We start from the raw sequence: 22,856 nt of genomic DNA on the forward strand, positions 1-22,856 counted from the left end.
CGGGGTCTGGTGCGTGCAGCTGCAAGGCGGAGGAGGGAGTCATGGCGGAGCCATGGCGAGTGACGACAACGCCGCAGATGGGCGTGCCAGACCCCGCGACGCCGGACTGATCCAAACGACAGCCCCTAGATGTGCGGGACATCGTCGGGGATGTCGTAGAAGGTCGGGTGCCGGTAGACCTTGTCGGCGCTGGGTGCGAAGAAGGGGTCCTTCTCGTCGCGCGTGGAGGCGGAGATGTGCTCCGAGCGCACGACCCAGATGCTGACGCCTTCGTTGCGCCGGGTGTAGAGGTCGCGGGCGTGGGTGAGGGCCATCCGGTCGTCCGCCGCGTGCAGCGAGCCGACGTGGACGTGGTTGAGTCCGCGCTTGCCGCGCACGAACACCTCGTACAGCGGCCACTCCTGTTTCTGGTTCTGCGTGTCGCTCATGCCGCCGCCTCCTGACGGGCCCGGGCCGCCTGCTTGGCCGCGTGGGCGCTTGCCGCCTCGCGCACCCAGGCGCCGTCCTCGTGGGCGGTCCGGCGCCGCTCCATCCGCTCGGTGTTGCACGGGCCGTCGCCGCTGATCACCCGCTTGAGCTCGGAGTAGTCGGGGGTGCCGAAGTCGTGGTGGCCGCGCTCCTCGTTCCAGCGCAGCTCGGGGTCGGGCAGGGTCACGCCGAGCTTGGCGGCCTGCGGCACGGTCATGTCGACGAAGCGCCGGCGCAGTTCGTCGTTGCTGTGCCGCTTGATCTTCCAGGCCATCGACTGGGCCGAGTTGGGCGAGTCGTCGTCGGGCGGGCCGAACATCATCAGCGAGGGCCACCACCAGCGGTCGACCGCGTCCTGCACCATCTCGCGCTGCTCCCGGGTGCCGCGCATCATCGTCAGCAACAACTCGTAGCCCTGGCGCTGGTGGAAGGACTCCTCCTTGCAGACCCGCACCATGGCGCGCGCGTAGGGCCCGTACGAACTGCGGCACAGGGGAACCTGGTTGCAGATCGCCGCGCCGTCGACGAACCAGCCGATGACGCCGACGTCGGCGAAGGTGGGTGTGGGGTAGTTGAAGATCGAGGAGTACTTCTGGCGCCCTTCGAGCAGTCGCTGCGTCAGCTCCGACCGGTCGATGCCGAGGGTCTCCGCCGCCGAGTAGAGGTACAGCCCGTGGCCGGCCTCGTCCTGGACCTTCGCGAACAGGATCGCCTTGCGGCGCAGCGAGGGCGCCCGGGTGATCCACTCGCCCTCGGGCTGCATGCCGATGATCTCGGAGTGGGCGTGCTGGGCGATCTGGCGGACCAGCGTCCTGCGGTAGCCCTCCGGCATCCAGTCACGCGGCTCGATCCGCTGGTCGCGTGCGATCGTCGCGTCGAACTGCGACTCCAGCTCCCGCGCGGCGTCGCCGTCGGGCGACGCGGCGGCGTGTGCCGTGGCCATCTCTACCACCTTTCCCCTACCGACCATTCGTTCGGTTCATCATACGGTGCACCCCCCACGGGCTGGCAAGCTCTGGGTCCCGGGTTCCCGGGTGCGGCCGTTCACCATGTGTAGAAGCCCTGTCCCGTCTTGTGCCCGAGTTCCCCGCGCGCCACCTTCTCGCGCAGCAGCCGCGGCGGCGCGAACCGCTCGCCCAGGGTGGCGTGCAGATACTCCGCGATGGCGAGCCGCACGTCGAGCCCCACGAGGTCCGTGAGCCGCAGCGGTCCCATCGGGTGCTTGTAGCCGAGCCGCATCGCGTCGTCGATGGCCTCGGGCGCGGCGACGCCCTCCTCGACCATCCGGATCGCCTCCAGACCGAGGGCGAGACCGAGCCGGCTGCTGGCGAAGCCCGGGGAATCCTTGACGACGACGTCCTGCTTGCCCAGCGCCTCGGTCCACCCCAGCGCGGCCTCGACGGTGTGCGCGGCGGTGCCCGGGGCGACCACGATCTCGACCAGCGCGGAGGCGGGCACCGGGTTGAAGAAGTGCATGCCCAGGAAGCGCTCGGGCCGGTCCAGTACGGCGGCGAGGTCGGCGACCGACAGCGAGCTGGTGTTGGTCGCGAGGACGGTCGTACCGCCGACCGCTGCCTCGGCCGCCTTCAGCACGCGGGCCTTGAGCGCCGCGTCCTCGGGCACGGCCTCCACGACCAGTTCGGTGTCCGCGGACAGCGCGTCCACGGCCGGTACGACGGTGACGCGACGGGTCACCTGCTCCGCCGGCTCGTCGAGACGACCGCGGTCCTCGGCCTTCCTGAGCCCGGCGCCGATCCGGTCCAGGGCCGCCGCGGCGGCCTCCGCCCCGCTCTCCACCACGGTCACCACCGATCCCGCGGTGGCGAAGGACTGGGCGATCCCCGCGCCCATACGGCCGCCGCCGATGACTCCGACGGTCTTCGGTGCGTTCGTCATGCGCGGCTCCTTCGTTCGAGAAAGCGGGTCATCCGGTCCTTCTTGTCCTGGCCTTCGAACAGCACGGCCTGGGCCAGGTCGTCGGCGACGGGGTGGGCACCGGGCGAGTCGACGACGAGCTTGGTCAGCCGCAGGGCCGCGGCCGACTGGCGCGCCATGCGGTCGAGCAGCGCGTGCGCCTGCTCCAGCAGCTTCTCGGCCGGTACGACGTCCATGACCAGGCCCGTCAACTGTGCTTCCCGGGCGTCTAGTTGACGCCCGGCGAGCAGGATCTGCTTGGCCACCGACTCGCCGACCAGCTCGGGCAGGCGCCAGCAGGCACCGGCCGCCGCGATGATGCCGAGGCCCGGCTCGGGGTTGCCGAACACGGCATCGGGGCCGGCGATCCGCAGGTCGCAGGCGTAGGCGAGTTCGGCACCGCCGCCCAGGGCCCAGCCCTCGACGGCGGCGAGGGTCGGCATGGGCAGCCGCCGCACGCGCTCGAACAGGCGGCTGTTGATGCCCTGGAGCGCCTGGTCACGGCCGCGTTCCAGCAGTTCGGCGATGTCGGCGCCGCCCGCGAAGACACCGCCGTGGCCGGTCAGCAGGAGCAGCTTGGGGTCGCGTTCCAGCAGCTCGCACACCTGGTGCAGTTCGGTGATCATGCGGCCGCTGATGGCGTTGCGGGCCTCGGGGCGGTGCAGGGTGACCACGACCCGGTCGGCGCGTTCCTCCACCAACAGGGTCTCGTAGGACCGGAGTTCGGTCGTGGCCGTCCCACCCGCTCCATCACTCGTGGCCGTCACACGCGCTCCGTCGTTCGTGGCCGTCCCACGCGCTCCATCGTTCGTGGCCGTCATACCCGCTCCACCAGGAGGGCGACGCCCTGGCCGACGCCCACGCAGAGCGTGGCCAGGCCGCGGCGGCCGTTCTCCCGCTCGAGTCGGCCGAGCAGCGTCAGCAGGATGCGGGCGCCGGAGCAGCCCAGCGGATGGCCGAGCGCGATGGCACCGCCGTCCGCGTTGACCTTGTCCTCGTCCAGCTTGAGCCGGCGCATGACCGCCAACGCCTGGGTGGCGAACGCCTCGTTCAGCTCCACGGCGTCCAGCTCGCCGACCTCCCAGCCGGCCCGGGCCAGGGCCTTCTCGCTGGCCGGCACCGGACCCAGGCCCATGAGGTTGGGCTGGACGCCGGCCGACGCGGAGGCGATGATCCGCGCGCGGGGCGTGAGCCCGTAGCGGTCCACCGCCTCGGCACTGGCGACCACCAGTGCGGCGGCGCCGTCGGAGAGCGGTGAGGACGAGCCCGCCGTGACGATGCCGTCCTCACGGAAGACGGTCCGCAGCGAACCCAGCTTCTCCAGCGTGGTGGCGGGGCGCGGGCCCTCGTCCCGGGTCACCTCGCCGTCGCCCACCGGGACCGGCACGATCTCGCGGTCGAAGCGGCCCCCGTCCCGGGCGGCCACGGCCCGCTGGTGGCTGCGCAGGGCGAAGGCGTCGGACTCGGCGCGGGTGATGCCGTCCAGGGCGGCGACCTCTTCCGCGGTCTCCCCCATGGTCAGCGTGAGCTTGGTGGTCAGCGGGTCGGATCCGGCGGGCACGGCCCGGTCCGCGGCGGTGAAGCGCGGGTTGGTGAACCGCCAGCCCAGTGCGGTGTCGTGCACCTGGCCCGGCTTGGCCCAGGGCGTGCCGGGCTTCTCCATCACCCAGGGCGCCCGGGTCATGGACTCCACTCCCCCAGCGACCACCAGGTCCGCCTCGCCGGCGCGGATCGCCTGCGCGGCCGAGGCCACCGCGGTGAGGCCCGAGGCGCACAGGCGGTTGACGGTGTAGCCGGGCACGGTGTGCGGCAGCCCGGCGAGCAGCACCGCCATCCGCGCCACATCACGGTTGTCCTCGCCCGCCTGGTTGGCGGCCCCCAGGATGACCTCGTCCACGGCCCCGCCGGGGACGCGGGCGCGGCGGACGGCCTCGGCGACGACGAGGCCCGCGAGGTCGTCGGGGCGGACGGAGGCCAGGGCACCGCCGTAGCGGCCCTGCGGGGTACGGGCCCCGTCGACGAGATAGACGTCGGACATCGGGCGGACTCCTCGGCATCGGTGAACGGGGGCGTCTGCGCGGCCTGCGATCCGCCTCTTGACATGCAGGGGTCTTGCTGGATTACTTGGCCGTGTCGCACGCTAACCGAATGTTCGGTCGGTCCACAAGGTGGTGGAAATGACGACCCAGGCACCCGGCACGACACCTGGTCCCGTGGAGCAGATGTTCGCCGCGGACCAGGCGTCCAGGCAGCTCGGCATCGAGCTGGTGCGGTACGGCGAAGGGACCGCCGTACTGCGGATGACCGTGACGTCCGCCATGGTCAACGGACACGGGATCGCCCACGGCGGTTACCTGTTCCTCCTCGCGGACTCGGCCTTCGCCTGCGCCTGCAACAGTCACGGACCCGTGACCGTCGCCGCGGCCGCCGACGTCGACTTCATCGCCCCCGCGCACGAGGGCGACGTCCTGGTGGCCACCGCGCGTGAGCGCATCCGGTTCGGCCGTAGCGGCATCTACGACGTGAGTGTCCTGCGTGGTGACGAAGTGATCGCCGAGTTCCGCGGGCGCAGTCGCACCCTCCGCAGCACACGACATGAGGAGCCGCAATGAGCAGCGAAGTGATCGGTGAAGCAGTCGGCGAGGAGACCGGCGAGGCGATCGCGCCCGTCGGAGCCCGCCGCGGGGACCCGCTTCCCGAGGCACTCCTCGACGACGCCGAGCGGATGTCCCGCGAGGAGGTCAGGGCGCTCCAACTCACCAGGCTGCGCACGACGTTGCGGCACGCCTACGACCATGTCGAGCTGTACCGCGCGAAGTTCGACGCGGCCGGGGTGAGTCCGGAGGACTGCAAGTCCCTGGAGGACCTCGCCCGCTTCCCCTTCACCACCAAGGCGGACCTGCGGGACACCTACCCCTTCGGCATGTTCGCCGTGCCCATGGACCAGGTGCGGCGCGTGCACGCCTCCAGCGGCACCACGGGCCGCCCGACCGTGGTGGGGTACACCGAGAACGACCTCTCGATGTGGGCGGACGTGGTGGCCCGCTCCATCCGCGCGGCGGGCGGCCGCCCCGGCCACAAGGTCCATGTCTCGTACGGGTACGGCCTGTTCACCGGCGGACTCGGCGCCCACTACGGCGCCGAACGGGCCGGCTGCACGGTGATCCCCGCCTCGGGCGGCATGACCGCGCGCCAGGTCCAGATCATCCAGGACTTCGAACCCGAGATCATCATGGTCACGCCCTCCTACATGCTCACCCTCCTCGACGAGTTCGAGCGCCAGGGCGTCGACCCCCGCTCCACCTCGCTCAAGGTCGGCATCTTCGGCGCCGAGCCCTGGACGGAAGAAATGCGCCGCGAGATCGAGGAGCGGCTGGACATCCACGCGGTCGACATCTACGGGCTGTCCGAGGTGATCGGCCCGGGTGTCGCGCAGGAGTGCGTGGAGACCAAGGACGGACTGCACGTCTGGGAGGACCACTTCTACCCCGAGGTGGTGGATCCGCTCACCGACGAGGTGCTGGCCGACGGCGAGAGCGGCGAGCTGGTCTTCACCTCGCTCACCAAGGAAGCGCTGCCGATCATCCGTTACCGCACCCGGGACCTGACGCGGCTGCTGCCGGGCACCGCCCGGCCCGGCTTCCGCCGGATCGAGAAGATCACCGGCCGCAGCGACGACATGATCATCCTGCGCGGTGTGAACGTCTTCCCCAGCCAGGTCGAGGAGATCGTGCTGCGCACGCCCGCGGTCGCCCCGCACTTCCAGATCCAGCTCAGCCGCCGCGGCCGGATGGACCACATGACCGTCCGCGTGGAGGCACGTCCCACCAGCCGGCCCGCGCAGCGCGAGGCCGCCGTCAAGGACATCACGCGGGGCATCAAGGACGCGATCGGCGTGAGTGTCGAGGTCGCCGTCGTCGACCCGGAGACCCTGGAGCGGTCGGTGGGCAAACTGCGCCGCGTCAAGGACCTGCGCGACTGAGGACACGTACGGGGCCGGCCGTGGTCGGTGGCGACAGCAGTCGTCACCGGCCACAGTGCTTTTGTGAGAGGGATCACGCCGTGCGGAGCGAACTCCCGCGCGGGCCTACCGTCTTGTGTGCGGCGACACCCGTCTTCCCCCCTCCCCCCGCACCAGATTGGATCCACCCCGTCCCATGTCGACGTCACGACGTTTCCATGCCCCGGTGGCCCTGCCCGCCGACCCGTCCTGCTCGGTGATCCGCGACGCGGTCCTCGACGTCGGCCCGGACGGCCGCATCACGTACTGCGGTACGGCCGACGCGGCTCCCCCGGTCGCCGACGAGGTCCCCCGCACCCGCCTGACCGGAATCCTCACGCCCGGACTGGTCAACACCCACGCGCACTCCCCGATGACCCTGCTGCGGGGCCTCGGCGGCGACCTGCCGTTGCTGGAGTGGCTGCAGGACGCCATCTGGCCGGCCGAGGCACGCATGCGGCCCGAGGACGCCCGCGCCGGCATGCTGCTCGGCTGCGTCGAGATGCTCCGCTTCGGCGTGACCACGAGCGCCGAGATGTACGCGCACGCCGAACAGGTCGTCGACGCGGCCCTGGCGGCCGGCAGCCGGGTCCTGGTCGCCCCCGCCGTCTTCGACCTGCCCGGCATGGACTGGCGGGGCGACGTCGCCGCGATCGGCAAGTGGATCGACGCGGACGGCCTCCGCTTCGGACCGGGCGACCGGATCGAGCTCTGCTACGGGCCGCACTCGACCTACACCCTGCCGCCGGAGGCCCTGCGCGTCGTCGCCGAGGAGGCCGCCCAGCGCGGCGCGCTGGTCCACATCCATGCCGCCGAGACGCTCGCCGAGGACATCGCGACGCGCGAGCGTCACGGATCCGTACCTCAACTCCTCAAGGAGACCGGGCTGTTGGACGGACGACTGCTGGCCGCCCATGCCGTCCACCTCTCCGACGACGACATCTCCCTGCTGGCGCAGGCGGGCGCGGGCGTCGCGCACTGCCCCGGCTCGAACGCCAAGCTCGCCTCCGGTACGGCCCGGCTGCGCGAACTGCGCGCGGCAGCGGTCCCGGTCGGCCTCGGCACCGACGGACCCGCGAGCAACGACGACCTCGACCTGTGGGAGGAGGCCCGGCTCGCGATGATGTTCACGCGCCTCGCCACCTCCGACCCGCTGGCGCTCACCGCCGAGGACGCGTTCCTCATGGCGACGACCGTGGGAGCGGCGGCACTCGGCAGGACCGACATCGGCACCCTGCGCCCGGGCAACTGGGCGGACCTGGTCCATGTCGCCGTGGACGGGCCCCACTTCGCCGCGGGCCTGGACGTCTCCGACACCCACCTCGTCTCCAACCTGATGTGGGCGGCCGGCTCCCGCGCGGTCCAGGACGTCTGGGTGGCGGGCGAGCCCGTCGTCGTGGACGGCGAGACCGTCCGCGTCGACCGCGTCGACGCCCAGCGGGCCGCGGCCCGATCGACCGCCCACATCATCTGAGGAGCACGTCGTGGCCGTACGCGGGATCCTGGGGCGTCAGCGCCGTGAGTACAGGGCGCCGGAAAGGCCGGCCGCCTGGACCCGTCCAAGGTCAACGAGAAGACCCTGGCGAAGTACCTGTACTACCCGGACATGCCGGACGTGGACCTGTTCCTGCGGCCCAGCGGTGAGCAGCGCACCTCCAACTTCCTTCTCTGGCAGAGCGCGTACGCCGAGCTGGTCTTCCAGGACGTCCTGTGGCCGGATTTCGACCGTCGTGATCTGTGGCGGGCCTGCGTCGAGTTCGCCTCCCGCGACCGGCGGTTCGGCGGCGCCGTACCGAATGAGGATCTGCTCGCCATGAAGCGGGACATCGCGGGGAATCCCACGCCCTCATGAGAGAACTCCGGCCCGCGTGCAGTCCGGGGGGTGGGTCTGCAGCGGGCCGGAGCGTCCGGGGGCGGCCGAGGTGTCAGCCGGTGGTGGCCGCCTGCTCGACGAGGTCGACGACCGCGTCGGGCTGCGACACGTAGATGGAGTGGCTGCCCGGCACCTCGGCGACCGTGGCACCGATGCGCGCGGCCATCGCCCGCTGGGCCGGCGGCGGGATCATCCGGTCGTCGGCCGCGACCAGGTACCAGCTGGGCCTGGTCCGCCAAGAGGCTTCGCCCACCTCGCCGTTGAGGGCTTCGAGCCCCCACGGGACCTGCGAATCGGCCATGAACCGCGCCTGCGCCTCGGGCAGATCACCGGCGAAGGAGGCATGGAACCGGTCCCGGTCGAGGAACAGGTAGCCGTCCCGCGGCGGAAGGATCGGCGGAATCGGCGCGCCCGCCGGCGGGTCGGCGATCAGGGAGCCGACGGACTCGCCCTTGTCCGGGGCGAAGGCCGCGACGTAGACGAGCGCGGAGACCTTGGGGTCCAGCCCCGCTTCGGTGATGACGACACCACCGTAGGAGTGCCCCACCAGCACCACCGGGCCGTCCTGCGCGGCGATGATCTGTCGGGTCGCGGCGACATCGCCGGCCAGGGACCGGGTCGGATTCTGTACGACGCCGACGCGGTAACCGGCCTTCACCAGACGCTCGTGGACACCCTGCCAGCCGGATCCGTCCACAAATCCGCCATGGACAAGAACTACATTCCGTACGGAAATGTCCGCGGCCACGACGGCCTCCGTTCCCCAGTACCGGGTCCAGCTTTTAGGTCACCCGTACTTTATGAACCGGCCATCCGCACAGCTACGGCCAAATGACCTAGGGCGGCAGGGGTGTTGGGCGATGTGATGCAGGACACTCCATCTGGTTCGAACTTTTCGACGGCAATCCCATCATGTCGATGATTCGGCTCGACCACGATGGGAGGCTTCATGTCATCCCCCGCACCACCAGGCAGGGAAGACGCCGAGCACCTGGCCGACGACTCCGGCACGAGCTCGATCGGACGCCTCGTCGGACGATCGGCTGAGCTGAAGCTCATCGACGAACTCTTCAGATCGGCCACCACCCGGGGCGTCGCGCTGATGCTGACCGGAGAGCCAGGAGTGGGAAAGAGCGCCCTCCTCGACGCCGCGGCGCGGCGGGCCTCGGAAGCGGGTTTCCGAGTTCTGCGCGTAGTGGGCTCGCAATTCGAGGAAAGCGTCAGTTTCTCCGCCCTGAATCAAATACTTCAGCCGCTGACGGGAGAAATTCCCGCTCTTCCGGCCCGGCAGGCGGAAACACTGCGGGCGGTGCGCGGACTCTCCGAGGAACAGCCCACCGAACTGCTCGCGATCGCCAACGCCGTGCACGTCCTGTTGTCCCAGACCGCCGCGAAGAGGGGTCCCGTCGCGCTGGTCATCGACGACGTGGCCTGGCTCGACCGGCCCAGTGCCGTGGTCCTGAGCACCGTCGCCCGCTACATCCGGACCAGCTCCCTGGCCCTGCTCGCGGCCTCCCGGACCGGCGACGAGTCCTTCCTGAGCAGCACCGGGATACCCACCCACGAGGTGCAGCCGCTGGACGAGGAGTCCGCGAACGAGCTGGTGGCGGAGCGGTTCCCGGCCATGGCGGCCAGGGTCCGGCAGCGGCTGGTCGCGGAGGCCGCGGGCAATCCGCTGGCACTGCTGGAACTGCCCGGCACGCTCAACGAGGCGCAGCAGACGGAGCGCGGACCGCTGCCGGCCGTACTGCCGCTGTCGGAACGACTCAAGGGGATCTTCTCCGTGCGGGTCGGCGGACTCCCGGACGCGACAAGGGAGTTGCTGCTGCTCGCGGTGCTGGACGCCTCGGGCGATCTGCATGTCCTGGAGCGGGCCATGAGCAGCGCGGACGCCCTGACCGAGCTGGGTCCGGCCGAGAAGGCGGGGCTGGTGCAGGTCGACTCCCTGACGGGCCGGCTCGTCTTCCGGCACCCGCTGACCCGTTCCGCGGTCATGGAGCTGTCGACGAGCGCGGAGCGCCGGCGGGGTCATCTGGCCCTGGCCGGTGAGTTCCCGGAAGGTTCCGAGCGCCGAGCCCGCCACCTGGCCGCGGCCTCCGTCGGCCCGGACGACGAGGTGGCGTCCCTGCTGTACGAAGTGGCCTACGGGACGCTGCGCCGCGGCGACGCGGTCGGTGCCATCACCACCCTGCTGCGCGCCTCCGAGCTGAGCGGCGAGGCGACGGCCAAGGCGCGGATGCTGGCCGAGGCGGCCTGTCTCGGCGCCAACATCACCGGCGATCTGCGCAACGTCCGCGCGCTGCTGGACAACGCGCTGCTCGTCGATCCCGCGGGCGTGGGCACCGAGTCCCTCGCGGCGGCGGCAGCGGCAGCCAGCCATCTCCTCAACGGGGAGGGCGATGTGGACACGGCCCACAAGCTGCTCGTGGGCGCGATCCGCAACCACTCCCTGTCCAACACCTCCTGCACCAACATCATGAGCGAGGCCCTGCACACCCTCCTCCTGGTCTGCTTCTTCAGCGGCAGGCCGGAGCTGTGGGAGTCCTTCGACAACGTGGTGGCGGAGCTCCGGCACTGCTCCCCCGACCCCATGCTGTCCGTGGTACGCGGTGCCTTCGGTGATCCCGCCCATGGGGCGTCGTCCGTGCTGGACGCGCTCGACGGACTCGTCTTCGACCTGCACCGGGAGAACGATCCCCGGCGCATCGTGCGCACCGCCCAGTCGGCGGCGTACGTCGACCGGGTGCCCGGCTGTCGCAGCGCCCTGTGGCGGGTCATCGAGGACGGCCGGAGCGGCGGGGCCATCGCCATGGCGATCGAGGCCTTCTTCATCCTGGCCAACGACGCCTACGCCGGCGGGCAGTGGGACGACGTGCCCGACCTCACCGGCGAGGGGCTGCGGTGGTGTGCGACGTACAACTACCGGCTGTCGTCGTGGTCGGGCCGTTTTCTGCAGGGCCTGCTGGCGGCCGCGCGGGGTGACAGCCGCACCGCGCAGGACATCGCCGACCGGCTCGTGTCCTGGGGGAACCCCCGGGGGCTGGGCGCGCTGCACGTGTACGCCTCGCACATCCGGGCCCTGTCCGCGCTCGGCAGCGCCGACTTCGAGGGCGCCTACCGGCAGTTGCGGTCGGTGGGCCCGCCCGGCACGCTGCCCTCGCACATGCCGCACGCCCTGTTGCTCTTCCTGGACTTCACGGAGGCCGCGGCGCGCACCGGGCGGCACGCCGAGGCCGTCCGGCATGTCGCGGCGGTCCGGAAGTCCGACATCCCCGCCATATCGCCGCGGCTGGCCATGATGACCGATGCCGCCGAAGCCATGGCCGACCCCGACGTCATCGACCACGACCTGTTCGAGCGGGCCATCAACGCCCCCGACGCGGAACGGTGGTCGTTCGATTCGGCGCGGATCCGGCTGGCGTACGGCGAGCGGCTGCGCAGGGCGAAGGCGGGCGGCGCGGCGCGCGTCCATCTGGCGGTCGCGCTCAGCACGTTCCAGCGGCTCGGGGCCGAGCCGTGGAGTGCGCGGGCCGCGAACGAGCTGCGGGCGAGCGGCATCCCGATCAGGACCGCGGTGCCCAGCGACGACCGGTACGCGCTGCTGACCCCGCAGGAGCGGCAGATCGCACAGCTGGCGGCCACCGGGCTGACCAACAAGCAGATCGCCGCCCAGCTCTTCCTGTCGCCCCGCACCGTGGCCGCGCATCTGCGGGGCGTCTTCCCGAAGCTGAACGTCACCTCGCGGGCCGGCCTGCGCGACGCGCTCACCGGCCTTGACCACCCCTGACGACGTCAACTCCCGCCACCGCGAAGGGGGATGACCGCAACGCGAACAGCCCGCCTCGGCAGGGCGGGCTGTCGGGGGTCACCCGAAGACCGAAGGTCCACGCATGCTGTCCGAAGGCGCTGGGTCAGCCCTGGGCGGCCTGTTTGATCAGTTCCGCGACGGCCTCGGGGTGGGAGACGTAGACGGCGTGGCTGCCGGGGGTCTCGCTCACGGTGGCGCCCGCGCGCGCCGCCATGGTCCGCTGCACCGGCGGCGGGATCATCCTGTCGTCGGCGGCGACGAGGTACCAGCTCGGCTTGGTGCTCCAAGCGGGCTCGGTGATCTCGCCGCCGACGGCGTCCAGGCCCCAGGGAACCTGCGCGTCGGCCAGGAACGCGGCGTCGGCGGGCGGGATGTCGCCGGCGAAGGAGGCCGGGAACTTCTCCCGGTCCAGGAACAGGAATCCGTCCTGGGGCGGCAGGATCGGCGGCACGGGCGCGCCGGGCGCCGGGTCGGCGACCAGCGAACCGACGGACTCGCCCTTGGCCGGGGCGAACGCGGCGATGTAGGCGAGCGCGGCGACCTTCTCGTGCCGGCCGGCCTCGGTGATCACGGCGCCTCCGTAGGAGTGGCCCACCAGTACGGCCGGTCCGTCCAGGGCGTCGAGGGCCCGGTGGGTGACCGCGACATCGCCTTCGAGGGAGAGGGTCGGGTTCTGTACGACGACGACCCGGTACCCCTCGCCGGTGAGGAGACGGTGCACCGGCTGCCAGCCGGACCCGTCGACGAATCCGCCGTGCACGAGGACGACGTTCTTCACGGTGGTCATGGAGGTGGCTCCTGTTGTCTTTGAAGACCCTGCGAGACAGCTCCACGCTAGGCCGGTCCGTCCGCCCTGGCTTCAGCCAAATGACCTAGTGGTGCGGGGCGGCCTCAGGAGACGAGTGTGCGGTCGGCGGCCGGCCGGTGTGCCCTGCCGCGGGCGGCGGCGAGCATCTCGCGGGCCTCGATGCGACTGGCCCTGACGCGCTCCTCGGCATTGCCGTGCGGGGCGTCGGCCGTGGCGGCGAGGGCCGCGGCGAGCTTGGCCCGCCCCTGGCTGAGCCGGCTGCGCACGGTGCCCACGGGCACCCCGCACGCGTCCGCGATCTGCTCGTACGAGCTGACCCCCGCGGTGAAGTGCCGCAGCACCAACGGCATGCGCAGCACCGGTGAGAGTTCCTCCAGCGCCTCCCACACCCAGTCCCGCAGGGCGTTCCGCTCGAGCCACTGCTCGGGGCCCACGTCCGTCGACGGCAGATGCAGGTCGTCCACGGGCCGGACGACGACCGAGTCCCGCAGCACCGACCGGCTGGCGTTGCGCACGATCATCCGCAGCCACGCGCCTACGGCACCCGGATCACGTACGTCACCGATCCGCCGCAACGCCGTGAGCGCCGCGTCCTGCATCACGTCGTCGGCGTCCGCCCCCGGCCCGAGAATGCTCAGCGCCACCGCGCGCATCCCCGCCCGGTGCCGCTCCAACAACAGGCCCAGCGCGGCGACTTCGCCCGCCTGGGCCGCCCGGGTCAACGTGGCGTCCTCGACGCGTGGCATCTTCTCGACCTCACGAGTCATGAGAACCCCTCCAACACCCGTCTGTCCCTGGTCGGTTGTGTGATGGCGTCAGGACGCCGGGAAGTTCGCGGTGCTCACCGACCGTGGTCGTGCGGGCAGTTGGTGAGCACCGCCCTCTGAGCACGAGTGCTCAGAGGAACGGCTCCCCGTTGTCGGGTGTGCTGCGTGTCAGGCGTCCGCGAGCCAGCTGCCGTGGAAGCCGGCGGGCACCCGGCGGGGCAGGTGGATGGTGGCCACCGGCTCCTGGGTGAGGTTGTCGGCGTCGAGGATCACCAGGTCGCTGCGGTCGGTCGAGGCGTCGTAGACGTAGGTCATGAGCCAGCCGGGTCCGCCGGGCTGATCGTCGGCGGGGGCGAAGGCCGCCTCGCCCGGCAGGCGTCCCGGGGCGAAGTAGTGGCTGCTGACACTGGACTTGCGCAGGTCGTACCGGTGGATCGCGGCACGTGCCTCGTCCGGGTCGTACTGCTGGAGCTCCGGTACCGGGCCCGCCGTGGCGTGGCCGAAGTCCGAGTGCAGGCCCTGGAGTCGGTCGTCGATGCGCGGGAACTCGCCGGGGTGGTCGTCCAGTTGCTCCTCGGTGAGCGTGCCCGTGGTGAGGTCGATGGTCCAGCGCCACAGCTGGGCCGGGTCCGCCACGGCCACGCCGTCACCCAGGCGGGGGTAGCGCATGCCCAGCAGGACGAGCCGCCGACCGTCGTTCTCCTCGTACGAGTTGAGCGTGTGGAAGACGTAGCAGGGCTCGATGTCGAACCAGCGGATGTCCCCGTGCGGGTCGTCCCTGCGCAGCACGCCTAGCCGGGCGCCGTAGGTGTCGGACCAGACGTAGGGCATGCCGCCGTCGGGGTCCATGGCGCGCTCGATGCTGAACACGGCCGGCAGGTCCATGAAGACGACATGGTTCCTGGTCAGATAGAAGTCGTGCATCATCGTGTGCGCCGGTACGTCGACCGGCCGGCTGACGGTCAACTCACCACTGGCGTCGGCGCGGTGGTAGGTCAGATAGGGCGCCGACAGGCCGCCGTACCCGTAGAAGTGCAGTTCGCCGGTGACCGGGCAGGTCTTGGGGTGGGCGGTCATCGGGGTGCGCAGCCGGCCGCCGAAGTCGAAGGGCCCGACGGTGTCCAGCTCGCGTCCGGGCTCGCAGCTCAGCTCGTAGGGGAAGGACGTCTCGACGAGGGCGAGCGTGCGGCCCGCGTGCCGTACGACGTGGGTGTTGGCGACGCCGGCGGCGAGGTTCATCTCGCCGTCCCGGCCGTAGACCAGGGCGCCCGACTCCAGGGTGGAGGTGCGGACCCAGCGGTTGCGGTACGAGGTGGCCCTGCCGCCTTCGAGACGCACTCCGTGGACCATGCCGTCACCGGTGAACCAGTGGGCCGAGTCCGCCTCGTGCGGGTTGGGGCCGTTGCGCAGGTACCAGCCGGTGAGTTCCGGCGGGATGGAGCCGGTCACTGCCAGGTCGGTGACCGTGATCTCGTCGGACACCGGGGCGAAGTTTCCGGCGAGGTGCGGAGGGGTTGTGTCTGTGCTCACGGGAAGTTCCTTCGGGAGTGCGGTCAGGCGTTCGCTGCGTTCGCTGCCATCAGGGCTTCGAGACGGGCCTGGACCCGACGGGGGTAGATCGCGGTGAACATCGCGGGGGCGACCAGACCGACCACGTGCGCGGTGATACCGACCCAGGCCGGGGCGTCGGTGGCGTTGGCGATGGCCAGCACGACGAAGATGAAGGTGAAGCCGGATCCCCAGGCGGCCGTGATGCGGTTGTTCACGGCGAGGAAGCCGGGGGTGTTCCAGTACTCCTCGGGCGTCTGGCGACGGGCGATGCCCAGCGTGAAGGGGCTCTTGACCGCCATGCTGCCCCAGGCCGTCAGGGCCAGCCAGACGAAGGAGAGGACGTCGCCGTGGTCCTGGACCGATGAGTCGGGCGAGCTGAAGGAGATCGCTCCGATGATGACGAAGTAGATGATCGTGCTGATCTCCAGGACCATCGCGTCCAGCGCGACGCCCCGGCTGCGGTCCTGCACCAGCAGGAGAACGCCGACGACGAAGCCGGCCACGGCGCCCCAGCGCCAGTCGAAGGCGGAGACGACCCCTGCCGCGATCCATGGGGTGAAACCCCGCAGATAACTCATAACGCCCACGTCGTGTTACCTCGCATCTCGACATTCCAACTTTGACAGGTGAAAGCTAGAAGCTCTGAATCCAACATGTCAAGACCGGAATATTGAACAGAAGTCGACCCGGAGTCCGTGGGACCTGTAGGCGGGATCCGCAGGGGTAGTTTTCGACCTGTCACTTTTGGAGGGCCGGGGGTTAGGGTTGTGAACATGAGCCTTCGTCACGCCCTCTTGGGACTCCTCGTCTTCCGCCCCGGCAGCGGCTACGACCTGCTGAAGATCTTCAACACCTCTCTCGGGTACGTCTGGCCCGCGAAGCAGAGTCAGATCTACGGCGAGCTGACGAAGCTGGACGCGACAGGCCTGATCAAGGTGACCGAGGAGGGCCCCCGGGGGCGTAAGCAGTACTCGCTCACCCCCGACGGACACGCGGAGACGGTGCGCTGGCTGACCGAGGTCCAGGAGAGCCGGCCGCAGCGGAACCCGATGCTCCTGCAGACCTTCTTCCTGGGGCTCCTGCCGCGCGACGAGGCGGTGCAGCGCCTGCTGGACCACGCGGACACCTCGGCCAAGGAGCACGACGCCCTGGTGGCCCTGCGGGACTCGGAGAACTGGGACCGGGACATGCTGAACGTGTGCGGCAGACTGGTCCTGGAGCACGGCATCCGCCAACGCGTCCTGGAACAGGAGTGGGCCCGCTGGGCCGCCGACCAACTCCTCGCGGGACACGCCCCGGAGCCCGCCGCGGAGGCGGGGGCGACGACGGACGACCCGGCCCGCTGAGGTCACGCCGAACGTCCTGCGGCTTGCCATGGGGACTCCCTACAAGCGGAGAACATCTCTCCACTTGGAGACTATCACCGCTCCCGCCCGCCCGTGGCCGCGTCAAACCTGAACAGCCCGTACGGGCACTGTCCAGGTTCGAACGACCGCGCTGAGCAGGGTTTCCCTGCGAAGCGGGAGGCCAGGCGCTACGAGACGGCGGCGACGAATCCCGCGATCGCCCCGGCGAACTCCTCCGGCTCCTCGACGTGGCCGAAGTGACCGCTGTTCTCCAGGACCAGCAGTTCCGACGCGGGGATCAGCCCGTACAGCTCCTGGGCCCACTTCATCCCGCAGATGAAGTCGTGCCGGCCGACGACGACCAGGGTCGGCACGGTGAGCGACCCGAGTTCCGCGCGGTCGTCGATGACGATCGGCCGGCCGTTCCCGTCCTGACCCGAGATGTACACGGCGCTCACGCCGGCACGGAAGGGCGCGAACTCCTTCTCACGGCCCCAGTAGTCGGCGAAGTACACCGGGACCAGCGCCTTGAGCACCTCGGTGATCCGCTCGTCGTCCTCGGCACCGGAGAGGGCCTCGAACCCGGCCAGGATCGCGGGGAGTTCGGGCTGGCCGGAGTGGCCCGCGGCGAACTCCTGGACCAGCCGCATGGCTTCGGCGGAGTGCTCGGGGCCGGTGAGCGGCGCGCTCTCGTACAGGATCACGCCGGCGACCTGCTCGGGGTGGCGCAGGGCGTGGTACTGGACGACGAAGCCGCCGTGGGAGTGGCCCAGCAACTGCACCTTGGGCACGTCGAGGTGCTCGATCAGCGCCTCCAGGGACCGGCTGTAGCGGTCCCTGGTGTATCCGTGCGGGTGGGAGGGAAGGCGGCCCGAGCCGCCCGTGCCGACCGGCTCCAGGTAGACGATCGTGAGGTGCCGCTCCAGCGCGGGCATGCGCAGGTACTCCCAGTCGATACCGGGTCCGCCGGAGTGCGCGACGCAGACCGGTCCGGTTCCGTGGACGTGATAGCGCTGCGTCACTCCGTCGATGTCGACGGTGTGCGTACCGGTCGCCAGGGGGTCGACAAGAGGGTTGGTCATGGGAACTCCGTGTCAGGAAAAGGGTGATGACACGGACAGGACGCGACGCACAGGGTGAAGTTCGCCCCTGTGGCGTGGCGTGCGTCACATGACAGATTCCACGACGGGAAGGGATTCGAGGACCTGGACCGGCCTGGGATGGAAGAGGCGCAACCGGTGGACCCGACCGGCGTCGTCCAGCGTCATCAGCCAGGCCACGGAGGGCGGGCAGTGCTCCGGATCGAAGGCCGGGTTGATGATGTCCATCTCCCAGATGGACAGCGACCGTCCGGCGACGGCGTGGACGAGACTCTGCCGCACACCGTCCTCGATGTCGTTGTCCATGGCGCGTACGAGGACGTCCCGGCCCCCGACCCGGTCGTTCCCCCGCAGAAGCGCGACCTCGGGAGACCAGCGTTCGGTCAGCAGCTTGCCGAAGTGCCCGCTCTCGGCGGCGTCGAGGGTCTCCCGCGCCTCGATGCGGCTGGCCCGGACCCGCTCCTCGACATTCGCGTGCGGGGCGTCGGCCGTGGCGGCGAGGGCGGCCGCGAGCTTGGCCCGCCCCTGGCTGAGCCGGCTGCGCACGGTACCGACCGGCACCCCGCAGGCCCTCGCTATCTGCTCGTACGCGGTGACACCGGTGGTGAAGTGCCGTAGCACCACGGGCATGCGCAGTACCGGTGAGAGCTCCTCCAGCGCCTCCCAGACCCAGTCCCGCATCGCGTTCTGCTCGAGCCACTGCTCGGGACCGGCGGCCGTCGAGGGGAGTTGCAGGTCATCGACCGGCCGCGTGGCGACCGCGTTCCGCAGCAGGGAGCGGCTGGCGTTGCGCACGATCATCCGGAGCCAGGCACCCACCGCACCCGGATCACGTACGTCACCGATCCGCCGCAACGCCGTGAGCGCCGCGTCCTGCATCACGTCGTCGGCGTCCGCACCCGGACCGAGAATGCTCAGCGCCACCGCACGCATCCCCGCCCGATGCCGCTCCAGCAGCAGGCCCAGTGCCGCGATCTCCCCCGCCTGAGCCGCCCGGGTGAGCGCCGCGTCCTCGACGCGTGCCACCTCGGCAACCTCCCGAATCATGCGACCCCTTCCAGCGCCCGTCCGCCCCATGGTCCACGACACCTCACCCAAGCATGGGCGCGGACGGGGGCGGGACGGGCGGGTGCGGCGAGATTCCGTCGGGCGTTCCGGGAGCCGTCGACGTCGATGTTCACCGCCCGTTGACGTGATAACGCCGTTAACGTTACGGTCGATGGTAACGCCGTTAACGGACTCGACGGCGGCACCTTCAGCGAAGTGAGGCAGCCGATGGGGCGACTCAAGGTTCTGATCTCCGGCGCGAGCATCGCGGGGCCCGCACTCGCGTTGTGGCTGGCCAGGTACGGCGCGGACGTCACGGTCGTGGAGCGCTGGCCCGAACTGCGGGCCGGCGGCCAACTCGTCGATCTCCGCGGGGTCTCCCGGGAGGTCCTGCGCAGGATGGGGGCCGACTCCGAGGTACGGGCCGCGCGGGAGAGCAACTACGGCCTCTCCTTCGTCGACGCCCAAGGGCGCACCAAGGGGGCGCTGCGGGCCGATCAGTTCGGCGGGGACGGGCCGGTCGCCGAGATCGAGATCCTGCGCGGCGCCCTGTCCGAGGTGCTCCACGAGCAGTCGCGGGACCGGGTCGAGTACCGGTTCGACGACCGCATCACCTCGGCCCATGACGACGGAGCGAAGGTGCACGTCGAGTTCAGGTCCGCGCCCGCGGAGTCGTTCGACGTGGTGATCGGTGCCGACGGACTCCACTCCGAACTGCGCGAGATGCTCTTCGGCCCGGAGACCGACCACCTCCACCACCTCGGCACGTACGTCTCCTTCTGGACCGCCCGCAACCACATCGGCGTCAAGGACTGGACCGTCGCCTACAGCGAACCCGGCAGGACCATCGGGATGCGCTCCATCCTCGACAACTCGAAGGTGATGGCGTTCTTCAGCTTCCGCGCGGGTCGGCCCTCCTACGACTGGCGCGATGTCGACGCGCAGAAGCGCATCGTCAAGGCCAGGGCCTCCGGCATGGCCTGGGAGGCGGCCGCCCTGCTGTCGCAGATCGACACCGCCCCCGACTTCTACTTCGACACGTGCAGTCAGGTCAGGCTGCCCAAGTGGTCCACCGGACGCGTCGGTCTGGTGGGGGACGCCGCCTACTCCGCCTCGCCGCTGTCGGGCCACGGCACCACGATCGCCATGGTGGGCGCCTATGTGCTCGCGGGTGAACTGGCGGCCACCCCCGACGACATCGCGGGGGCGCTCACCCGGTACGAGGCGAAACTGCGCCCGTGGATCGGGGAGATCCAGCAGTGGGCCCCCGACCAGGGGAAGGTTATGACACCGCGGACCGCACGCGGCATCGCGTTCCGCAACGGGGTCGTCCGCCTGGCAAGTCACGTTCCCGGCAAGGAACTTCTGCTGCGGAACCAGGTCAACAGGTCGAACGCGTTCCTGCTCGACGACTACTCACGGCACCTGGTGGCGGCGTAACTCCGGCCACCGTTCAACACCTCTGTGGTTCCGGAAAGGAACGAAGATGTCGGTCCATGCTGTCAATCCCCCTGAACTGCCCCCGCTGCCGGGTGTCCTCTCCCATGCCGTGACCGTGCCGGCCCTCGGACTCGTCTACACCTCGGGCCAGGTCGCCTGGGACAAGGACGGCCGACTCGTGGGCGGCGACGACCTCGTGGCACAGTTCGAGCAGGCCTACGACAACGTCGAGGCGGCGCTCCGGGCAGCCGGCTCCTCCCGCGAGAAGATCATCAAGGAGACGGTCTATCTGGCGGGTTACACCACCGACCAGGCCGGCGAGCTGGTCGCCGCGCTCACCGCGGCGCGCAGAGGCTGCCCAACACCGCCTGCCAGCACCGCCGTTGGTGTCACCACCCTCTTCCAGGACGGCTTCCTGGTGGAGATCGAAGTGGTGGCGACGCTCTGACCCGACGGTGTTCCGGCTGACCCGACGGTGGCTCGGCCGATCCGCCGGCGGTCCGGGCCCGACGGCTACTTGGACCGCTCGACCGCCCAGTGCGGCAACAGCTCGAAGAAGTCGACCGCCTCCGCGCGCCACCGGGACCGCCACCCGGTGGCCACCAGGGCGGCTTCCTCCGCATGCCGGCGCATGTCCGCCCGCATCCGGTCCGCCACCCCGTGCCGCTCGGCGATCTCGCGGACCGTGGTGATGGTGTCCGCGGTACAGGCGGGATCGCCGAGAGCCGACTCCACCATCGCGCGCTCCGGACCGCCGACGGTCGCCAGCAGGGCGGTCACGGCGTAACTGCGCTTCCCGTCACGGAAGTCGGTCCCGGTCGACTTGCCGATGACCTGCTCGTCCCCGAACAGGTCCAGGAAGTCGTCCCGCATCTGCCCGCAGATCCCCACGAGCCGCGCGTAGCGCCGCAACTCCCCGTCGTGGCGGCCCGGTTGCCCACCGGCGGCCAGCAGTCCCAGTTGCAGCGGCGCCAGCAGCGAGTAGCGCGCGGACTTGTAGTCGGCCACCTCGTGGATGACGTCGATGTCCGGGGATTCGGCGGTGAAGTCCCGTTCCAGGTCGATGACTTGACCCATGACGGTCTCCGCCGTGACCCGGGTCTGCACCTCGATCATGGCCTGCCGCACCGGAAGGCTCGTCCTCGCGTCGAGGAGCACGCGCAGGGACAGGGCCAGGGCAAGATCGCCCGCGAGCACGGTGAGACCGAGTGCCGTGCGGGGGTGGTGGGGGAACTTCTCGCGGTAGGCGTAGTAGGTGGTCGGGCCGCCTCGCCGGGTGGCGCTGTCGTCGATGAGGTCGTCGTGGATCAGACCGTGGGTCTGGAGCAGTTCGAGGCTCAGGGCGGCGGCGGCCAACCCCGGCGCGGGTTCGTCCGTCACCAGTCCGGCCGCTTCGTGAAGGACCACGACCCGCATCCGCTTGCCGCCGCGCAGGGACAACTCCCGCAGCAGGCCCAGGCATTCGGGGGTGAAGCTGCCGAACGACGGTGTGTCGAGCACGCCGTCCAAGGTGTCGAAGTACTCCTCGAAGAGCTTGTCGAAGCTCCGCGTGTGTCCGATGAGGCGAGTCATCAACCGGTCACTGCCACCGTCGGCGTCGGGCATGCCAGAACTCCTGGTACGAGGAAGGCCACAAGGGCGGTGCCGTCCGCGCCGCCACCACGCGTACAGGGTTCCATGCCGGCCCGGCCCACCCCGACGCCGACCGCCACGAGGTCTCTCCCCGGCCGGGCCGACTGCCCCGTGGCTAGAGTTGAGGTGTGTACTTCTGGACGGACGCGGGCGACATCGCCACGGTCGGTGCGTGGGACGAGGTCTTCACCGACCTGCACGGCGCGAGCCGGATCAGTGTGCCGGATCGCACCGCCCCGTGGACCGGACGCCTGGACCGGCAGCAGTCGGGGGCCCATGGCCTGGCGCTGTGCGCGGGCGGCGAGGAAGTCGTCTCCAGGGACACGCGGCACATCCGGGCCGACCCCCGGGGCACCTACGAACTCCTCGTTCCGTTGGCCGGCACCGCGTGGGTGGAGCAGGGGCAGGCGGCCGCCGAGATCCAGGCCGGCACCATGGTGCTGTGCGACATCGACCGGCCGTTGACCTTCGCGCACGACGCCGACTTCCTGTCGATCGCCCTCATCGTGCCGGGCGACAGCATCACCCTGCGCAGCCCGGCGGCGGCCCGCGAGCCGCGGATGCTGAGCGGCGACCGCGGACTGGGCCGTGTCATACGCCAGTTGGTGGCCACGTTGCAGGAGGAGCGCGAGGCGCTCTCCGAGACGACCTTCGACATCGCCTGCGACCGGCTCGTCGACCTGGTGTGCCTGGCCGCGGAGGGTGCCACCGACTCGGCCCCCGCCGGACAGCGCGCCACGGTGGAGGCCTCGATCCGGCAGTACGTCCGTCGCCACGCGGGCGACGACGGACTCGACGTCCATGGCATCGCGCGGGCGCTCGGCTGGTCGGCGCGCTATGTCCAGCAGGTGCTGCAGGCCGCCGACACCACCCCGCGCGACCTCATCCGCCGTGAACGGCTGCTCCTCGCCCGGGGCCGACTGGCCGGCACCAGCTGGGACTCGTACTCGATCGCGCAGATCGCGCACTCCTGCGGTTTCGGCAGCCACGCGGCCTTCTCCACCGCGTTTCGGGCGGAGTTCGGCCTGACGCCCCGCGAGGCAAGGCGGGGTGCGGAGCGTCCGCTGAGCTGACATGCTCGGCCCGTTGTCGCCTCGTCGGA

At 70.7% G+C, this 22,856-nt stretch carries 21 protein-coding genes and 1 pseudogene; 9 read left to right on the forward strand and 13 right to left on the reverse strand.

Annotation, left to right across the window (positions count from 1 at the left end; all coding sequences use genetic code 11):
• Nucleotides 1-125 precede the first annotated feature (125 nt).
• From paaB to ACIP6U_RS24710, 5 genes are all read right to left on the reverse strand, one after another.
• Nucleotides 126-428: a 1,2-phenylacetyl-CoA epoxidase subunit PaaB gene (paaB, locus tag ACIP6U_RS24690; protein WP_401721605.1), complete on the reverse strand. Its 303-nt coding sequence runs from the start codon at nt 426-428 to the stop codon at nt 126-128.
• Nucleotides 425-1,411: a 1,2-phenylacetyl-CoA epoxidase subunit PaaA gene (paaA, locus tag ACIP6U_RS24695; protein ID WP_401721608.1), complete on the reverse strand. Its 987-nt coding sequence runs from the start codon at nt 1,409-1,411 to the stop codon at nt 425-427. The genes paaB and paaA overlap by 4 nt, the downstream gene beginning before the upstream one ends.
• A gap of 101 nt (nt 1,412-1,512) precedes the next feature.
• Nucleotides 1,513-2,364 carry a 3-hydroxyacyl-CoA dehydrogenase family protein gene (locus ACIP6U_RS24700; protein ID WP_401721611.1) on the reverse strand — a complete coding sequence of 284 codons (852 nt, stop codon included), beginning with the start codon at nt 2,362-2,364 and terminating at the stop codon, nt 1,513-1,515.
• Nucleotides 2,361-3,149: an enoyl-CoA hydratase/isomerase family protein gene (locus ACIP6U_RS24705; RefSeq protein ID WP_401721614.1), complete on the reverse strand. Its 789-nt coding sequence runs from the start codon at nt 3,147-3,149 to the stop codon at nt 2,361-2,363. The genes ACIP6U_RS24700 and ACIP6U_RS24705 overlap by 4 nt, the downstream gene beginning before the upstream one ends.
• A 50-nt stretch (nt 3,150-3,199) precedes the next feature.
• Nucleotides 3,200-4,420 carry a thiolase family protein gene (locus tag ACIP6U_RS24710; RefSeq protein WP_401721617.1) on the reverse strand — a complete coding sequence of 407 codons (1,221 nt, stop codon included), beginning with the start codon at nt 4,418-4,420 and terminating at the stop codon, nt 3,200-3,202.
• A gap of 139 nt (nt 4,421-4,559) precedes the next feature.
• On the opposite strand from ACIP6U_RS24710, the gene paaI reads away from it, so the two are divergent.
• The 4 genes and pseudogenes from paaI to ACIP6U_RS24730 form a co-directional block, all read left to right on the forward strand.
• A complete protein-coding gene (paaI, locus tag ACIP6U_RS24715) occupies nt 4,560-4,994 on the forward strand; it encodes a hydroxyphenylacetyl-CoA thioesterase PaaI (protein WP_401721620.1) in 435 nt (144 codons plus the stop codon).
• Nucleotides 4,991-6,364, forward strand: coding sequence for a phenylacetate--CoA ligase PaaK (paaK, locus tag ACIP6U_RS24720; RefSeq protein WP_401721623.1), 1,374 nt, complete (start codon nt 4,991-4,993; stop codon nt 6,362-6,364). The genes paaI and paaK overlap by 4 nt, the downstream gene beginning before the upstream one ends.
• Before the next feature lie 175 nt (nt 6,365-6,539).
• A complete protein-coding gene (locus tag ACIP6U_RS24725; protein ID WP_401721626.1) occupies nt 6,540-7,856 on the forward strand; it encodes an amidohydrolase family protein in 1,317 nt (438 codons plus the stop codon).
• A gap of 63 nt (nt 7,857-7,919) precedes the next feature.
• Nucleotides 7,920-8,234, forward strand: a pseudogene (locus ACIP6U_RS24730) (undecaprenyl diphosphate synthase family protein); the annotation flags it as partial.
• A 73-nt stretch (nt 8,235-8,307) separates the two neighbouring features.
• Here the strand turns inward: ACIP6U_RS24730 and ACIP6U_RS24735 are convergent.
• The gene (locus ACIP6U_RS24735) at nt 8,308-9,003 is read right to left on the reverse strand and encodes an alpha/beta fold hydrolase (protein WP_401721628.1); all 696 of its coding nucleotides are present in this window, start codon (nt 9,001-9,003) and stop codon (nt 8,308-8,310) included.
• 201 nt (nt 9,004-9,204) lie between these two features.
• On the opposite strand from ACIP6U_RS24735, the gene ACIP6U_RS24740 reads away from it, so the two are divergent.
• Nucleotides 9,205-12,042 carry an ATP-binding protein gene (locus tag ACIP6U_RS24740; RefSeq protein ID WP_401721630.1) on the forward strand — a complete coding sequence of 946 codons (2,838 nt, stop codon included), beginning with the start codon at nt 9,205-9,207 and terminating at the stop codon, nt 12,040-12,042.
• Between the two features lie 124 nt (nt 12,043-12,166).
• Here the strand turns inward: ACIP6U_RS24740 and ACIP6U_RS24745 are convergent, their stop codons facing one another.
• From ACIP6U_RS24745 to ACIP6U_RS24760, 4 genes are all read right to left on the reverse strand, one after another.
• Complete coding sequence (locus ACIP6U_RS24745) at nt 12,167-12,850, reverse strand: alpha/beta fold hydrolase (RefSeq protein ID WP_401721633.1); 684 nt, start codon at nt 12,848-12,850, stop codon at nt 12,167-12,169.
• 104 nt (nt 12,851-12,954) lie between these two features.
• A complete protein-coding gene (locus ACIP6U_RS24750) occupies nt 12,955-13,638 on the reverse strand; it encodes an RNA polymerase sigma factor (protein ID WP_401721635.1) in 684 nt (227 codons plus the stop codon).
• Between the two features lie 168 nt (nt 13,639-13,806).
• Nucleotides 13,807-15,168 (reverse strand): carotenoid oxygenase family protein, encoded by a 1,362-nt coding sequence (locus ACIP6U_RS24755; protein ID WP_401721638.1) that lies wholly within the window; start codon nt 15,166-15,168, stop codon nt 13,807-13,809.
• A 23-nt stretch (nt 15,169-15,191) separates the two neighbouring features.
• Entirely contained in the window at nt 15,192-15,767 is a 576-nt protein-coding gene (locus ACIP6U_RS24760) for a hypothetical protein (RefSeq protein ID WP_401722339.1), read from the reverse strand.
• 195 nt (nt 15,768-15,962) lie between these two features.
• On the opposite strand from ACIP6U_RS24760, the gene ACIP6U_RS24765 reads away from it, so the two are divergent.
• Nucleotides 15,963-16,535, forward strand: coding sequence for a PadR family transcriptional regulator (locus ACIP6U_RS24765; protein ID WP_401721641.1), 573 nt, complete (start codon nt 15,963-15,965; stop codon nt 16,533-16,535).
• A gap of 188 nt (nt 16,536-16,723) precedes the next feature.
• Here the strand turns inward: ACIP6U_RS24765 and ACIP6U_RS24770 are convergent, their stop codons facing one another.
• Nucleotides 16,724-17,617 carry an alpha/beta fold hydrolase gene (locus tag ACIP6U_RS24770; RefSeq protein ID WP_401721644.1) on the reverse strand — a complete coding sequence of 298 codons (894 nt, stop codon included), beginning with the start codon at nt 17,615-17,617 and terminating at the stop codon, nt 16,724-16,726.
• 84 nt (nt 17,618-17,701) lie between these two features.
• Nucleotides 17,702-18,682 carry an RNA polymerase sigma factor gene (locus ACIP6U_RS24775; protein ID WP_401721646.1) on the reverse strand — a complete coding sequence of 327 codons (981 nt, stop codon included), beginning with the start codon at nt 18,680-18,682 and terminating at the stop codon, nt 17,702-17,704.
• Nucleotides 18,683-18,910: 228 nt separating this feature from the next.
• On the opposite strand from ACIP6U_RS24775, the gene ACIP6U_RS24780 reads away from it, so the two are divergent.
• Nucleotides 18,911-20,122 carry an FAD-dependent monooxygenase gene (locus tag ACIP6U_RS24780; protein WP_401721649.1) on the forward strand — a complete coding sequence of 404 codons (1,212 nt, stop codon included), beginning with the start codon at nt 18,911-18,913 and terminating at the stop codon, nt 20,120-20,122.
• A 46-nt stretch (nt 20,123-20,168) separates the two neighbouring features.
• Entirely contained in the window at nt 20,169-20,570 is a 402-nt protein-coding gene (locus tag ACIP6U_RS24785) for a RidA family protein (RefSeq protein ID WP_401721651.1), read from the forward strand.
• Between the two features lie 65 nt (nt 20,571-20,635).
• On the opposite strand, the gene ACIP6U_RS24790 is transcribed toward ACIP6U_RS24785, so the two are convergent.
• Nucleotides 20,636-21,727 (reverse strand): polyprenyl synthetase family protein, encoded by a 1,092-nt coding sequence (locus ACIP6U_RS24790; protein WP_401721654.1) that lies wholly within the window; start codon nt 21,725-21,727, stop codon nt 20,636-20,638.
• Between the two features lie 155 nt (nt 21,728-21,882).
• Here ACIP6U_RS24790 and ACIP6U_RS24795 point away from each other — a divergent pair, with 155 nt between their 5' ends.
• Complete coding sequence (locus ACIP6U_RS24795) at nt 21,883-22,827, forward strand: AraC family transcriptional regulator (RefSeq protein ID WP_401721657.1); 945 nt, start codon at nt 21,883-21,885, stop codon at nt 22,825-22,827.
• Nucleotides 22,828-22,856: the final 29 nt, after the last annotated feature.

It is taken from the genome of Streptomyces sp. NPDC088794, assembly GCF_044750545.1.
Taxonomy (GTDB): Bacteria; Actinomycetota; Actinomycetes; order Streptomycetales; family Streptomycetaceae; genus Streptomyces.